The sequence below is a fragment of the Micromonospora sp. NPDC004336 genome (assembly GCF_053602615.1).
The window spans coordinates 113715-128979 of sequence record NZ_JBSGDY010000002.1 but is presented as its reverse complement, the minus strand read 5'-3'; the positions used below and the strand labels follow the sequence as shown (position 1 = coordinate 128979).

12 protein-coding genes are annotated in these 15265 nt (G+C 75.1%); 6 read left to right on the top strand and 6 right to left on the bottom strand.

Going from position 1 to position 15265, the window contains the following annotated elements; all coding sequences use genetic code 11:
* Positions 1–409, top strand: a 409-nt coding sequence (locus ACWENR_RS01175; protein ID WP_452275052.1) for an Rv3235 family protein, incomplete at its 5' end; no start/stop codon positions are given.
* Between the two features lie 168 nt (positions 410–577).
* On the opposite strand, the gene secA is transcribed toward ACWENR_RS01175, so the two are convergent.
* Positions 578–3499, bottom strand: a complete 2922-nt coding sequence (gene secA, locus ACWENR_RS01170; protein WP_452275051.1) for a preprotein translocase subunit SecA — start codon at positions 3497–3499, stop codon at positions 578–580.
* A 161-nt stretch (positions 3500–3660) separates the two neighbouring features.
* On the opposite strand from secA, the gene ACWENR_RS01165 reads away from it, so the two are divergent.
* Both ACWENR_RS01165 and ACWENR_RS01160 read left to right on the top strand, forming a co-directional pair.
* Complete coding sequence (locus ACWENR_RS01165) at positions 3661–4824, top strand: GNAT family N-acetyltransferase (RefSeq protein ID WP_452275050.1); 1164 nt, start codon at positions 3661–3663, stop codon at positions 4822–4824.
* On the top strand, positions 4821–5930 hold the full coding sequence (locus ACWENR_RS01160) for a GNAT family N-acetyltransferase (protein ID WP_452275049.1): 1110 nt from the start codon (positions 4821–4823) through the stop codon (positions 5928–5930). Before ACWENR_RS01165 ends, ACWENR_RS01160 begins: the two co-directional genes overlap by 4 nt.
* A 287-nt stretch (positions 5931–6217) precedes the next feature.
* Here the strand turns inward: ACWENR_RS01160 and hpf are convergent, their stop codons facing one another.
* The 5 genes from hpf to mtrA all read right to left on the bottom strand — a co-directional run bounded on the left by hpf (position 6218) and on the right by mtrA (position 12086).
* Positions 6218–6853, bottom strand: coding sequence for a ribosome hibernation-promoting factor, HPF/YfiA family (gene hpf / locus ACWENR_RS01155; RefSeq protein ID WP_091097398.1), 636 nt, complete (start codon positions 6851–6853; stop codon positions 6218–6220).
* 249 nt (positions 6854–7102) lie between these two features.
* A complete protein-coding gene (locus tag ACWENR_RS01150; protein ID WP_452275048.1) occupies positions 7103–7807 on the bottom strand; it encodes a ComF family protein in 705 nt (234 codons plus the stop codon).
* On the bottom strand, positions 7807–9600 hold the full coding sequence (locus ACWENR_RS01145) for an LpqB family beta-propeller domain-containing protein (protein ID WP_452275047.1): 1794 nt from the start codon (positions 9598–9600) through the stop codon (positions 7807–7809). The genes ACWENR_RS01150 and ACWENR_RS01145 overlap by 1 nt, the downstream gene beginning before the upstream one ends.
* Positions 9597–11384, bottom strand: a complete 1788-nt coding sequence (gene mtrB / locus ACWENR_RS01140; RefSeq protein WP_452275046.1) for an MtrAB system histidine kinase MtrB — start codon at positions 11382–11384, stop codon at positions 9597–9599. Before mtrB ends, ACWENR_RS01145 begins: the two co-directional genes overlap by 4 nt.
* Before the next feature lie 12 nt (positions 11385–11396).
* Entirely contained in the window at positions 11397–12086 is a 690-nt protein-coding gene (gene mtrA, locus ACWENR_RS01135) for an MtrAB system response regulator MtrA (RefSeq protein ID WP_210835520.1), read from the bottom strand.
* Between the two features lie 198 nt (positions 12087–12284).
* On the opposite strand from mtrA, the gene ACWENR_RS01130 reads away from it, so the two are divergent.
* From ACWENR_RS01130 to ACWENR_RS01120, 3 genes are read left to right on the top strand one after another with little or no spacing between them, the layout of a single operon-like run.
* A complete protein-coding gene (locus tag ACWENR_RS01130; protein WP_452275045.1) occupies positions 12285–13127 on the top strand; it encodes a hypothetical protein in 843 nt (280 codons plus the stop codon).
* Complete coding sequence (locus tag ACWENR_RS01125; RefSeq protein ID WP_452275044.1) at positions 13124–13705, top strand: DUF4129 domain-containing protein; 582 nt, start codon at positions 13124–13126, stop codon at positions 13703–13705. The genes ACWENR_RS01130 and ACWENR_RS01125 overlap by 4 nt, the downstream gene beginning before the upstream one ends.
* The gene (locus tag ACWENR_RS01120) at positions 13702–15264 is read left to right on the top strand and encodes a DUF4350 domain-containing protein (protein WP_452275043.1); all 1563 of its coding nucleotides are present in this window, start codon (positions 13702–13704) and stop codon (positions 15262–15264) included. Before ACWENR_RS01125 ends, ACWENR_RS01120 begins: the two co-directional genes overlap by 4 nt.
* Position 15265: the final 1 nt, after the last annotated feature.

The following is a 15265-nucleotide window of genomic DNA, read 5'->3' as shown; positions in this document are numbered from 1 at the left end:
GCCCGCCCCGGCGGGACCGGGGCGCGGCCCGGCCGCCCCGCTGCCTCCCGGCGCGCTGGTGACCGCCACGCCCGAGGCCACCCGGGCCGCCCACCGCTTCGTCGGCACCTGCCTGGAGGTGCTCAACGGCTACCGCCCGCCCGGGCAGCTCCGGCCGCTGCTCGACCCGGCCCGCGCGGCGGCCCTGCTGCCGGAGCTCGCCCGCGCCACCGCCCGGTCCGGCCCGGCGCGCCGCCGGTCCACCCGCCCCGCCGTGCGGCTGCGTCGCCTGCGGGTCTGCGAGCCCCGGGCCGCGGCCGTGGAGGCCGCCGCGGTGCTCGCCGGCACGGGCGGGCACACCTGGGCGATGGCGCTGCGCCTGGAACACCGCCGCGGTGCCTGGCTCTGCACCGCCCTCCAGGTGCTTTGAAACGCGGTCGAGCCGCGTTTCAGAGCATGTGTACCGCCGGGCGGCCCGCTCGGGCGAGCCGGCCGCCGCCGCGCCCGAGAGCAGGCGCTGAAACGCGGTCGAGCCGCGGTCGGCGACGACCGCGGCTCGATTCGCTCCGGCGGGGCGCAGGCCCCGCTCACCGACTGCTCAGGCGCCGCCGTTGGGCGAGCCGTGGCAGCGCTTGTACTTGCGGCCGGACCCGCACGGGCACGGCGCGTTGCGGGACGGCCCGTTGCCGCCCTCCGCCTGGCCCGGCGCGGTGCGCCGGGCGGCGCCGGCCGCGACGGCCGGGCCACGCACGCCCGTCGCCGGGCGCTGCGGAGCGGCCGGGGCGGTCGTCCCCGGCGCCGCCGGGGCGGCCGGGGCCGCCCGGCCCACGCCGAGTGCCGGCGCCTGCTCCTCGGGACGCTCGACGGCCACCGCGCCCGCGCCGGCCTCGCCGTCGATGGTCGGCGCCGAATACTGCAGGCCCTGCTGCTGCGGCGCCCGGCCCAGGCCCTTGGCCCGGATCTCGACCGGCTTGTCGAGCAGCGTGACCTCCTCGGCCTCGGGCTCCGGCTCGTTGACCTGCACCTCGAGGTTGTAGAGGAAGCCGACCGTCTCCTCCTTGATGCCGTCCATCATGGTGGCGAACATGTCGAAGCCCTCGCGCTGGTATTCCACCACCGGGTCGCGCTGGGCGTACGCCCGCAGCGTGATGCCCTCCTGGAGGTAGTCCATCTCGTAGAGGTGCTCGCGCCACTTGCGGTCGATCACCTGGAGCAGCACCATCCGCTCCAGCTCGCGGGTGCCCTCCTCGCCGAGCTGCTCCTCACGCCGGTCGTACGCGGCGTGCGCGTCCTCCTTGAGACGGCCGAGCAGGAAGTCGGCGTCGAGGCCGGCCCGGGACCCGCCGGCCTCCTCCTCCAGCTCCTCAATGGTGAGGCCCACCGGGTAGAGCTGCTTGAGGCTGGTCCAGAGCTGCTCCAGGTCCCAGTCCTCGCCGTAGCCGTCGGAGGTGGCCCCCCGCACGTACGCCTCGACGACGTCGTCGATCATGTTGCGGACCTGGTCGGAGAGGTCCTCGCCGTTGAGCACCCGCAGCCGCTCGGCGTAGATCACCTGGCGCTGCTTGTTCATGACCTCGTCGTACTTGAGGACGTTCTTGCGGATCTCGGCGTTCTGGCCCTCGATCTGGGCCTGCGCGCTCTTGATCTGCTTGGTGACCATCTTCGACTCGATGGGCACGTCCTCCGGGATGTTGAAGCGGTCCATGACCGCCTCGACCGCACCCGAGCGGAAGCGCTTCATCAGCTCGTCCTGCAGCGACAGGTAGAACCGGGACTCGCCCGGGTCGCCCTGCCGGCCGGAACGGCCGCGCAGCTGGTTGTCGATCCGGCGGGACTCGTGCCGCTCGGTGCCCAGCACGTAGAGGCCGCCGACGGCCGCGACCTCCTCCGCCTCGGCGTCGCAGGCCTGCTTCCACTTGGGCAGGACCTCCTCCATCGCCTTGGCGTACTCCTCCTCGTGCTCGATCGGGTCGAGGCCACGCTGGCGGAGCTCGTTGGCGGCGAGGAACTCGGCGTTGCCGCCGAGCAGGATGTCGGTGCCCCGGCCGGCCATGTTGGTCGCGACCGTGACCGCGCCCTTGCGGCCCGCCTGGGCGACGATCTCGGCCTCGCGGGCGTGGAACTTGGCGTTCAGCACCGAGTGCGGGATGCCCCGGCGACGCAGCAGCTGGGAGAGGATCTCGGAATTCTCCACCGAGACCGTGCCGACCAGCACCGGCTGGCCGACCGCGTGCCGCTCGGCGATGTCCTCCACCACGGCGTTGAACTTGGCCTTCTCGGTCTTGTAGATCACGTCCGGCCGGTCCTGCCGGACCATCGGCCGGTGGGTCGGGATGGTGACCACGCCGACCTTGTAGACCTTGTTGAACTCCCCCGCCTCGGTCTGGGCGGTGCCGGTCATGCCGGAGAGCTTCTCGTAGAGGCGGAAGTAGTTCTGGAGGGTGATGGTGGCCAGGGTCTGGTTCTCCTGCTTGATCTCCACCCCCTCCTTGGCCTCGATCGCCTGGTGCATGCCCTCGTTGTAGCGGCGGCCGTGCAGGATGCGGCCGGTGAACTCGTCGACGATCAGGACCTCGCCGTCGCTGACGATGTAGTCCTTGTCGCGCTTGAAGAGCTCCTTGGCCTTGATGGCGTTGTTGAGGTAGCCCACCAGCGGGGTGTTCACCGACTCGTAGAGGTTGTCGATGCCCAGCCGGTCCTCGACCTTGGCCACACCGCGCTCGGTGACGGCGATGGTGCGCTTGGCGTGGTCGACCTCGTAGTCGCCCTCGCCGTCCTTGCCGGGCTGGAGCCGGGCCACGACGCCGGCGAACTCCGAGTACCAGCGGGCGGAGTGCTCGGCCGGGCCGGAGATGATCAGCGGCGTGCGGGCCTCGTCGATGAGGATCGAGTCGACCTCGTCGACCACGGCGAAGTTGTGGCCGCGCTGGACCAGCTCGTCCCGCGACCAGGCCATGTTGTCGCGCAGGTAGTCGAAGCCGAACTCGTTGTTGGTGCCGTAGGTGATGTCGCACTCGTAGGCGGCCCGGTGCTCGGCGGCCGGCCGGTTGGGCAGGACCACGCCGACGGTCAGGCCGAGGAACTCGTGCACCCGGCCCATCCAGGCGGCGTCGCGCTGGGCCAGGTAGTCGTTGACCGTGATGACGTGCACGCCCTTGCCGGAGAGCGCGTTGAGGTAGACCGGCATGACCGAGGTCAGGGTCTTGCCCTCACCGGTCTTCATCTCGGCGATGTTGCCGAAGTGCAGCGCCGCGCCGCCCATCACCTGGACGTCGTAGGGGCGCTGGCCGAGCACCCGGGCGGCCGCCTCGCGGCACACCGCGAAGGCCTCCGGCAGCAGGTCGTCGAGGGTCTCGCCGTCGGCCAGCCGCTCCTTGAACTGCTCGGTCATGCCGCGCAGCTCGTCGTCGGTGAGGTTGACGTAGTCGTCCTCGATCGAGTTGACGGCGGCGGCGATGGCCTTGAGCCGGCGCACCATACGGCCCTCGCCCGCGCGAAGGACCTTTTCCAGAATCGACACGGATCAACGCTCCCCTAGACAGTCTCGAACCATCGTAGGCGCTCCATCGGCACGATGGTCACTGGTGGCGGCCCTCCGGCCCGGCGAAACCGACATAACTCGCTCGGTGCCCGCCGCTCCCGCCGATATCCGGTTACGCCGTCCGCGAACGATCCGGCACGATGGCTCGGGTGGAACCTGTGGAGATCACCGAGGACGGCCTGCTGCTGCGACCCTGGCGGCCGACCGACGCCGACGCGGTGCTCCGGGCGTGCCAGGACCCGGACATCCAGCGCTGGACCACCGTACCTCGCCCGTACCTGCCCGAACACGCCCACGGTTTCGTCACCGAGGTGGCGCCGCGCGACTGGGCCGCCGGCACCGGGGCGCCGTTCGCGGTCTGCGACGCCGCCACCGGCGAGCTGCTCGGCTCCTGCGGGCTGGTGTCCATCGACCCCGGCGCGCGCTCCGGCGAGATCGGCTACTGGGCCGCGCCCTGGGCCCGGGGCCGGGGCGTCACCGTCCGGGCCGCCCGCGCCGTCGCCCGCTGGGCCTTCGACGCGCTGAAGCTGCGCCGGCTGATCTGGCAGGCCGAGGTCGGCAACCACGCCTCCCGGCTCGTCGCGCTCCGGACGGGCTTCCGCGTCGAGGGCCGGCTGCGGCTGGCGGACCCCGCCCCCGGGGGCCGGCCGGAGGGCTGGATCGGCTCGCTGCTGCCCGGGGAGGTGCCCGCCGTCGGCGAGACCGGGCCGGCCGGGCCCGGCACGCTCGAGGCCCGCCGGGCCGCCGTCCTCGGCCGCCCCCAGCCCGTCCTGTTCGCCACCGCCGCCGGCGGCGAGCTGCGGCTGCGCCCGATGGAGGAGCGCGACCTCGACGCGGTCGTGGAGACCTGCCGGGACCCGGAGACCATCCGCTGGACCACCGTGCCCGACCCGTACGCGCCCGCCGACGCCGAGTCCTACCTGACCTACACGCGCGACGCCTGGGCGGGCGGCACGAGCGCCTGCTTCGTGGTCGCCGACGCCGACGACCGGTACGCCGGCACGATCGACCTGCGCCTCTCCGCCCTCGACCCGCTGCTGGCCGACGTCGGCTTCATGACCGCGCCGGCGAGCCGGGGGCGGGGCTTCGTGCCGGCCGCGCTGACCGCGCTCGCCACCTGGGGCTTCACCACGCTGGGCCTGGCCCGCGTCGAGTGGCGGGCCAACGTCGGCAACACCGCCTCCCGCCGGGCCGCCGAGAAGGCCGGCTTCACGGTCGAGGGCACCCTCCGGGGCGGGCTCACCCACCGGGGCAGGCGGGTGGACGCGTGGCTCGGCGCGCTGCTCGCGGAGGACCTGACGTGACGCCAGAGGTGATCGAGGCCGACAAGGTGCGGCTGCGGCCGTTCCGCCCCGACGACGTCGCGGATATCGCCGCCGGCTGCGCCGACCCGCTCAACCTGCGGTTCAACCCCGGCATGCCGCAGCCGTACACCGAGGCCGACGCCCGCTGGTGGGTCACCGAGGGCGCCCCGGCGGCCTGGGCCGCCGGCGGGGCCGCGTACGCCATCGCCGATGCGACCACCGACCGGCTGATCGGCGGCGCGGGCGTGGGCCAGGTCGTGACGCCGCGCCGGCAGGCGGAGGTGGGCTACTGGGTGGCGCCGTGGGCGCGGCGGCGCGGGGTCGCCACCGCCGCGACCCGGGCCCTGGCCGACGCCGTGCTGCGCCACGGCGTCGACCGGCTGGAGCTGCTGACCCACGCCGAGAACCCGGCCAGCCAGCGGGTGGCGCTCGCCGCCGGCTTCCGCCACGAGGGGGTACGCCGATCGGCCGGCCAGGTCCGCGGCGGTGGCCGGTCGGACCTGCTGGCATGGGTACGCCTCGCCGACGACCCGCCCGGCCCGACCCCCCGGCTGCTGCCCGACCTGCCCGACGGTCGGCTCACCGACGGCGTGGTGACGCTGCGGCCGCTCGGCCCGGAGGACGTCGACCTGATGTACCGCCTGCACACGCTGCCGGAGGTGGTGGCGAACCAGGCCCCGCCGGTGCCGCCCGCCCGCTCGGCGATCGAGCGGCGCTGCCGGCTGTCCGAGAGCGGCTGGCTGACGGGCGACATCGCCCGGCTGCTGATCCTCGACGCGGTCACCGGCGACCCGGTCGGCAGCTGCGGGCTCTCCTACACGGACGTGGCGGCCGGGGAGGCGAGCCTCGGCTACGCGCTGCTGCCCGCCGCGCGGGGTCGCGGGCTCGCCACCCGGGCGGTGCGGCTCCTCGCCGGCTGGGCGTTCGGGCCGGTCGGCGTCGCCCGGCTGGTCGCCGGCACCGTGCCCGACAACGTGGCGTCGCACCGGGTGCTGGAGAAGGTCGGCTTCCGCCGCGAGGGTTTGCTGCGCGGCCGGCTGCCCGGACTGGCCGGCACCCGGATCGACGACCTGGTCTTCGGGCTGCTCCCCGCCGAACTCCGCTGACCCGCACGGCCCGCACCATGCGGGCCGGCACCGGAAGCGGCGGGCCGGCACGAAGGGCGGGCCGGCACCGGAACCGTGCGGGCCGGCACCGGGGGCGGACGGCGGTTGGGCCGGGCACCGGGGGCGGACGGCGGTTGGGCCGGCGCCGAGGGCGACGGCGGTTGGGCCGGCATCGGGACCGCGCTGCCGCCGGGCCGGCGCCAGGGGCGGAGCCGCACCTGCCTACGCCGGGGCGGGCGGCGACCGGTGCCGGGGTGACGGCGTGGGCCGTCACCCCGTGGCCGGGATCAGATGGCGAGGGAGATGATTCCGTAGTCGTAGGCGTGCCGCCGGTAGACGACGCTCGGCCGGCCGGACTCCTTGTCCTGGAACAGGTAGAAGTCGTGGCCGACGAGTTCCATCTGGAACAGGGCGTCGTCGACGGTCATCGGCTCGGCGGGGTGCACCTTCTCCCGCGCGATGTGCCAGGGCTGGTCGTGCTCCTCCTCCACGCGTTCCGCCACGGCGGTGGCCGTGCCGGCGCGGGCGCCGTCGGCGGACGCCCCCAGCGGCGCGTCGAGGTCGGCGACCGGCAGGCCGGCGGTGGCGGCGGCGACGGAGAGCGGGGCGTGCCGGCCCCGGTGGACGCGGCGGCGGTCGGCCGCCCGGCGCAACCGGGTGTCGAGCTTGGCGATGGCCGCGTCGAGCGCGCTGTAGAAGTCGTTCGTGCAGGCTTCCGCCCGGATCACCGGGCCTCGGGAGACGCAGGTGATTTCGACGCGCTGGCAGTGGTCGGCCTGGCGCGGATTGCGCTCGTGGAAAAGCTCGACATCGACACGAATAAGTTTGTGGTCGTAGCGTTCGATCTTCGCGAGTTTCTCCGCCACGTGCACCCGGTAATGGTCCGGCACTTCGACGTTACGGCCCTTGACCACGATGTCCATGTGACCTCCCTGGTCGGATGGTCGTTCGATCCAACATCCGGTCGCGCGCCCCTGGGGGAGGTCCCACTCGGCGTCGACCGGTCAGTGCGGCTACGCCTCCTTTCACCGCCGGGGGCGGGTGGGAAAGACCTCCTACCCCCGACACGAAAACGCTAACTCCTGTTCGCTCGACAGTCACCCCCGGTCGCGGAGGAGGCCAGAAATTTTTCACACCTCATACACCAACGGGTGAAACGGAAACACGATCGGTTACGACCGGTGCCGTTTCTCGGTCGCGGCGAGCACCGCCGCGACAGCCGGTGGCTGCCCGCTCGCGGTCAGCACGCGCGCCACGGCGGCGAGGGTGGCGCCCGTGGTGAGGATGTCGTCGAGCACCACGACCGCCGAACCCTCCGGCGCCGGCCCGACCCGCGAACGGGCCCGGAACGCCGACTCGGCCGCCGCCGCCCGCCCGGCGCTGTCGAGCGTCACCGAGTCGGGCCGGGGCAGGGCCCGCAGGGGCCGCCGCACCCGCACCGGCCAGCCCGCCCGGCGCAGCCGGACCGCGCAGTGCCGGGTCAGCCGGCCGAGATGGTCGCCGTAGCGGGCGCGGGCCGCCGCCGCGGTGTCCGGCACGGGCACCAGCGTCACCGGCCGCGCCCCGCCGACCGCCGCCGCCACGACCTCGGCCAGCAACGCGCCCAGCGGCCGGGCCAGCCCGTGCCGGCCGTGGTCCTTGTACGCGAGCAGCGCCTCCCGCAGCGGGCCGGCGTACGGGCCGAGGGCGAAGCAGGGTGGCAGGCCGGGCGGGGCGGGGGTGGGGCGTACCGCCCGGGGTGGCAGCCCGCCCAGCGCCGCCGCGCACGCCGGGCAGACGCCGTGCCGCAGCCCCGGCCGGCGTTCCCGGCACCCGGCGCACTCCACGGGCAGCACCAGGTCGGTGAGGTCCCCCCAGAGCGCGCCGAGGCCCCGCATCAGTAGAGGAAGAACGGGGCGGTCGGGTTGCCGGCGCGCGCCCCGGTCGAGGGCGGCGACACCTGCACCTGTTCGGGCTGGATCCGGCCGAACGGGCCGCTGCGGTAGGCCACCCCGTTCGCCTCGTACATCGCCGCGCCGGGCCGCAGCGTCGGGTTGGCCGGGTAGGCGGCGAGGTGGGTCACCCGGGCGCCGATCTTGTCCTCCACCCGGCTGTCCCCGGCACCGTCCACGCTCACCTCGTGCAGCGCCGGGCGGCCCACCTCCCCGGCGAGGAGCAGCTTGTCCTCGCCGTACCAGTCGACGGCCGACAGGCCGGTCAGCCGGGTCGGCAGCCGGCGGGGCGGGCCGAGGGTGACCCCGCCCTCGTCGGCGCTGAGGGCGGCGACGTAGAGCGCGCCGCCGGCGACGACGGCGATCCGGTGCCCGTCGAGCGAGGCGGCCACCGCGGTCACCCTGCCGGGAACGCCGAGCGGCACCGCGGCGAGCTGCGCCCGGGCGTCGAAGCGGTAGAGGGCGCCGTCGGCGACCACCAGCCCGGCCGGCTCGCCCCGGCTCGTCGACCGCAGCCAGACCGGCCGGCCGATCGCACCGTACGTCTTGGCGCTGCGGGTGAAGACGGCGACCGGGTCGAGGCCGGTGCCGACGGAGAGCCGCTGCCGGTCGCCGTCGGTGACCACCAGCGCCGCCAGGATCTGGTCGCCGGCGCGGCTCAGGCCCGCCGACACGACGTTCCTGTTCGCCTCGGGCACCACCGGCACCGTGGCGACCGGCCCGCCGGCGTCGGCCAGCGGGTGGACGGAGCCCTCGTAGACGCAGAACCGCTGGAAGCCCTCGCCGAGCCGGTACGCCGGGTGCGCCCGCCGGTGCGCGTCGAGGTCCGGGATGTCCTTGCGGGACTGCGTGCGGATCTTGATTTCGAGCGGACCGTCGAGGTCGTTCAGCGACCAGGCGAGCTGCGTGGCGAACTGCTCCAGCCGGACCTTCTCGTCCGGCATCTCCAGGTCGACCTCCCAGCGGCCGTCGGTCCGGGTGGCGTTGTTGATCAGCCGGGTGCCGTCGGGCAGCTTGCTGACCCCGGTGCGCAGCCAGTCGGAGGGGCCGGCGGTCAGCCACTTGACCACCTCGCTCACCCGCCGCTCGTCGGGCACCGCGAGCGGCAGGTAACGCCGGTCGGGCACCAGCTGGCTGCGGTCGCTGTTCCAGAAGTAGATCGTCCGGCTCTGGTAATAGGTCTCCAGCGCCTCGACGCTGAGCAGCAGCGCGTTCGGCGGGTTGGCCACGAACAGCCCCGCGTCGGCCCGGCCCTCCTGCCCCGGCGGGCTGCGCAGCTCGAACGAGTACGACGTGGTGCTCGTCTCCGGCGGGGCCAGCGTGCCGTCGGCGCGCAGCAGGCCGACCTGCTGCACGTTGATGGTCACCCGGGTCTTGTCCGGGTCGTTGACGATGACCGGATCCTCGGTGAGCCGGACGACGGTCAGCGCGACCTCGCTGCCCTGCTTCTCCTGGAGGCGGCCCACTTCCTCCTTGGCGATGAACTGCCGGACCCGCTGGTAGGCCCGGTCCGGCTCGCCGGCCGCGGCGGAGAGGAAGTTCGCGACGAACTGCTCCGGGTCACTGCCGCTGGCGATGCGGTTCGGGGGCTCGCCCCGGACGCCGCTGGTCGAGCCGGACTCCGCCGCCGGCCCCGACCCCTCCACCCGCACCTCGGTGCCCTGCGGGATGCCGCAGCCGACCGCGCCGCCCAGCAGCAGCGCGCCGCCGAGCACCCCGGCGAGCAGGCGACGCCTCACGATCCCACCTCCGCGCGTCCCCCGTTTCCCTGCCGCCCCGGCGCGCCGGCCACCGCCCCGTCGACGGCCGGGCCGACCGCGAGCACGCCGCCGCTGCCGGGGCCGATGGCCAGCAGCCCACCGTCGCGGGGCCCCCCGAAGGGCAGGGTGGCGTCGGCCGGCACCAGGCGCAGCGGGGACGTGGTCAACCGGTCGCCGGCCCGGGCCGGCAGGGTGAGCCGGAACTGGGCGCCCTGCCCGGGCGCGCCCCACGCCTCCAGCCAGCCGCCGTGCAGCCGGGCGTCCTCCAGGCTGATCGACAGCCCCAGCCCGGTGCCGCCGGTCTGCCGCGCGCGGGACGGGTCGGCCCGCCAGAAGCGGTTGAACACCAGCTTCTCCTCGCCCGGCTTGAGCCCCACCCCGTGGTCGCGGACGGTGATCGCGACGGCGGTGTCGTCCATCCCCAGGGTGATCAGCACCGGCTTGGCCTCGCCGTGCTCGACGGCGTTGCCGACCAGGTTGCGCAGCACCCGTTCGACCCGGCGCGGGTCCACCTCGGCGATCACCGGCGTGGTGGGGACGTCCAGCTCGATGGGCACGCCGACGCGCTCGGCCAGGCCGGCCAGCCGGTCGACCACCCGGTGCACGACCGGCACCAGGTCGGTCGGCTCGGAGTCGAGCATCGCGAAGCCGGCGTCGAAGCGGCTGATCTCCAGCAGGTCGGTGAGCAGCTCCTCGAAGCGGTCCAGCTCGGCCTGGAGCAGCTCGGCGCTGCGCGCCACCGCCGGGTCGAACTCGTCCCGCTCGGCGAAGATCAGGTCGGCGGCCATCCGGACCGTGGTGAGCGGCGTGCGCAGCTCGTGCGACACGTCGGAGGTGAAGCGGCGTTGCAGCCGGGACATCTCCTCCAGCCGCAGGATCTGCCGTTGCAGGTTCGTCGCCATCTGGTTGAACGACGCGGCGAGCAGGGCCAGGTCGTCCTCGCCGTTGACCGCCATCCGCTGGTCGAGCAGGCCGGCGGAGAGCCGCTGGGCCGTCCGGGCGGCCACCCGCACCGGGGTCACCACCAGCCGGGTGACCAGGCCGGCGAGCAGGCCGAGCAGGATCACCAGGGCCGCCCCCGTGGCGACCACCGTGTCGCGGGCGTCGGCGGCCGTGGCGTCCTGCCGGGTCAGCGGCACGAGGTAGTAGAGCTCCACCTGGCCGAACTTGGTGGGCACGGGCGAGCCGTAGACCAGGTATTTCGTGCGCTTCCCGGCCAGCCCGCCGGTGCGGATCTGGCTGGCGACCTTGCCCCCGGCGACGGCGGCGCGCAGCTCGCGGCTGATCAGCGGCCGGACGTTCACCGCGGGCGAGGAGCGCGGCTGGATGAGCCCGGTGTGGTTGTCGGCGGTGAGCGCCACGATCACGCCGGTCGTCTGCTGCGGGTCACCCCCGGCCAGGTAGTTGACCGTGCCGTCGACGGTCTCCTGGAACTGCGCCTCGTGCGGCTGGTTGTAGAGGCCGAACTGCCGCCGCGCGTACTCCGCGCCGCTGTCCAGCCGCAGCCGCACGTCGGTCTCGGCGTTCTCGACCAGAATGCTGGTGATCTTGTCGGCGATCAGGTAGGCGAACCCGCCCACCAGCAGGCTGGACGCGACCAGTGTGATGGTCACCACGCGCAGCTGCAGCGACCGCCGCCAGAGCTGGTGCAGCCCAGCGAGCAGCTCCGCGACCCGCCCGCTCACGCCGCGCCACAGCTCCCGCACGGCGGCACGCCGGCGCGGAGCTGTCGGTCGGGGGTCCGGAATCGGGGAGGTGGCCACAGTGCGACCAGGCTATCCGGTGCCCGCCTTGTAGCCCACGCCCCGAACGGTGAGGATGATTTCCGGCCGCTCCGGATCCGGCTCGATCTTGGCGCGCAGCCGCTGCACGTGCACGTTGACCAGGCGGGTGTCGGCAGCGTGCCGGTAGCCCCAGACCTGCTCCAGCAGCACCTCGCGGGTGAAGACCTGGCGCGGCTTGCGGGCGAGCGCGACCAGCAGGTCGAACTCCAGCGGCGTCAGCTTCACCTCCTCGCCGTCGCGGCTGACGGTGTGCGCCGGCACGTCGATGGTGATCTGGTTGCCGGGCGGCCCGATGGTCAGCATCTCGGGGGCGACGTCCTCGCCGCGGCGCAGCCGCGCCCGCATCCGGGCGACCAGCTCCTTGGGCTTGAACGGCTTGACCACGTAGTCGTCGGCCCCGGACTCCAGGCCGAGGACCACGTCGACGGTGTCGCTCTTCGCGGTGAGCATGACGATCGGCACGCCCGACTCGGCCCGGATCGACCGCGCCACGTCGATGCCGCTCATGCCGGGGAGCATGAGGTCGAGCAGGACGATGTCGGGCCGATTCTCGCGGAACGCGGCCAGGGCCCGCTCCCCGTCGGCGACGAAGGAGGGCAGGAACCCCTCGCTGCGCAGGACGATGCCGAGCATCTCGGCGAGCGCGGGGTCGTCGTCGACCACCAGTACCCGGGCTCTCATGGGGTTAATGTTTCCATCCCGTTCAGTTCGGTGGGATCCGCGTCACCCGGCACGGTACTGCCGTGGGACGTCGCCGCCCAGCAACCGACGCCGGCGTCGCCGCCCCGGCGTGCGGGTCCACCCGATCGGACCGCGCGTGTCACCATGATCCCCGCGTGCGCCGTCACGCGCCACCGCCGCCCGTCCCCAGGAGTACGCGTGCCCGACGCCGGCCCGACCGCCGTGCTCCCGCGCCGCCCGCTCACGGTCGGCGAGTTGCTGGACTCCGCGGTCCTGCTGCTGCGCGGGCAGGCCCGGGTGCTGGTGCCGCTCGCCCTCGTCCTGGCCGTCGGCGAGCAGCTCCTGCTCTACCCGCTGCGGCTCGCCGCCGACGTCGCTCCCCCGGCCTGGTTCGTCCAGTTCGACCGGTTCGGCGTGTACTGGCTGCTGCTGGCGGTCGGCGCCGCGACCGAGGCGATGATCGTCACGCTGCTCGGCAACCCGGCCGCCCGGGCCGCCGGCGGCGCGCTGTTCGGTCGTACGGTCGGCGCACGGGAGGCGCTCCGCCCCGCCGGCGCCCGCTGGGGGGCCACCGTGCTGCTGACCGCGCTGGTCGGGCTGGTGATGTTGGCGGCCGCCCTGGTCCCGCCGGCCTGGTTCGTCGGCTTCGCCCTGCTCGGTGCCGTGGCGCCCGCGCTCGTCGTCGACCGGCTGCACCCGCTGCGCGCCCCGCTGCGGGCCGCCGCCCTGGCCGTCCGCGGCGGTGCCCGGGCCGGCTGGATCCGGCTGCTCGGCTACCTGTCCTGGTGGATCGTCCGCCTCGGCCTCGGCATCGGCGTCTACTACGGGTTGGACGCGCTCGACCTGGTCGAACCCGGCTGGGCCGCCTGGCTGTCGCTGGCCGTGTGGGCGGGCGTGAACAGCGTCGCCTACCCGGCCCTGGCCTGCCTCGACGCGGTGCTGCACCTGGAGACCCGGATGCGCACCGAGGGGCTGGACATCCGGCTGTCCCGGGCCCGGGCGGGCACGCCCGAACCCCTCCTGCTGGCGGTCGACCGATGAGCTTCAGCCGGTGGTGGACCGAGACCACGGCCGCGCTCGGCGACCGGGTGCCGCTGTGGCTGGCCGCGCTGCTGCTGGTGCTCGGCGCGGTGCTGACGGCGGTCGGCTGGTACACGTTCCCCGCCTGGGTGCCCCGCCGGCTGCCCCGACTGCCCCGGCTGCGCCGCCGCCGACGGGCGCCCCGACCGGCGGACGCCCCGGCGCCGCTCGTACCCGCGCCGCGCGAGCCGGAGCCGGAGCCGCCGGCGGCCGAGTACGTCTCCCTCGCGGACCGGCTCGCCGCCGAGGGCCGGTACGCCGAGGCCGTCCGGGAGCGGCTTCGCGCGATGATCCGGGAGCTGGTGGCCCGGCGGCTGCTGGAGCAGCGTCCCGGCATGACCGTCCTGGAGGTGGTGGGGGCCGCGACCGAGAGCCGCCCCCAGGTCGGCCCGCCGCTGGGCGCCGCCGGAGCGATCTTCTCCGAGCTCTGGTACGGCCAGCGCCCCGCCTCGGCCGAGCACGACCGGCGGATGCGGGAGCACGCCGCCGAGCTGGACCGGCTGCTGACCGGCCGACCCGAGGACGGGCCACGACCATGAGCACACAGGCCACCGCCGCCCCACCGGCCACCGCCGCCGACGCCGCGCCCCGGCGGCGTCGCCGCCGACACCGGCTGCTGATCCCGCTGGGGGTGGCGGCCGCGCTGCTGACCACCACCCTGGTCACCCACGCGGTCGACCAGCCCGACGCCGACGACCGCGGGTTCCTCTCGCCCGTCGCGACGGGGGACGACGGCGGCAGCCGGCTCGCCGAGGCGCTGCGCGAGCGCGGGGTGACGGTGCAGCGGGAGACGGACACGCGGGCCGCGCTGCTGGCCGCCCGCGACGACCCCGCCACGCTCTTCGTACCCGCGCCGGCGCTGCTGCACCCGGACACGGTCGGCGCGTTGGCCCTGCTGCCCTCGGCCACCAGGCTGGTGCTGGTGGACCCGCCACGGCGGGTGCTGGAGGCGATCCCGCTGTCGGTGCAGCCGACCAGCCGGCGCTGGGCCGCGCAGGCGGTGGAGCCGGACGCCCGGGGCCTGCCCTGCCCGATGCCCGAGCTGGCGCAGCTCGGGCGCGCGGCGGTCGGGTTGCAGCGCTATGCGGTCACCTCGAGCAGGGCGACACATGTGCAGTTCTGTTTCGACGGCGGGCTCGCCCGACTGCTCCGGATCCCCGAGAGCGTGGTGGTGGTCGGCGCCAGCGACCCGTTCCGCAACGACCGGATCGACGAGTGGGACAACCTGGCGTTCGCCACCGCGCTGCTCGGCGGGGCGGGCCGGGTGGTGTGGCTCGACCTGGCCGGCCCGGCGCCGCCGCCGACCTTCGGCTCCGGCGACAGCGACAGCCCGGCCTGGTCGCCCACGCCGGGCGGCTCCACGGAGTACGGCGGGCCGGGCGACGGCCGCCCCGGCAGTGGCGACGGCGACGGGGGACGCGGCGGCCCGGGCGGCGGCGCGGACGAGGACGGAGACGACTCCAGCGCCGGCGGCTCCGACCCGCCGAACCCGCTCTGGTCCGCCTTCCCCGGCTGGTTCTGGGCGCTGCTGCTCCAGCTCGCCCTTGCCGCCCTGCTGGCCGCCGTCTGGCGGGCCCGCCGGCTCGGCCCGCCGACGCCGGAGCCGCTGCCGGTGACGGTCCGCTCGGCGGAGACGGTGCTCGGCCGGGCCCGGCTGTACCAGAAGGCCGGCGCCCGGGACGCCGCCGCGCGGACGCTGCGCACCGCCGCCCTGGACCGCCTGGCGGCCCGGCTCAACCTGCCGCCGGCCGCCCCGCCCGCCGAGGTGGCCGCCGCGGTCGCGGCCCGCACCGGCGACGACCCGGGGCGGGCCGCGGACCTGCTCTACGGCGACGGGCCCGAGACCGACCAGGACCTGTTGGAGCTGGCCCGCGAGCTGGACCGGGTGACCCGTACCGTCGCCCCGCCCCCGGCCGACGCGCCGCCACCCCCGCTCCCACCCGACGCACCCCCGGCCCTCGGGCCGCACCTCCACCCCGCGCCGCACCCGGCCGGGCCGCAGGCCGACGGGCCGCACCCGGCCGCGCCCCACCCCGCGGACGGGCCGCCACCGGCAGCCGGACCGCACCCGCACCGACCCGAAGGAGACCACCGGTGAC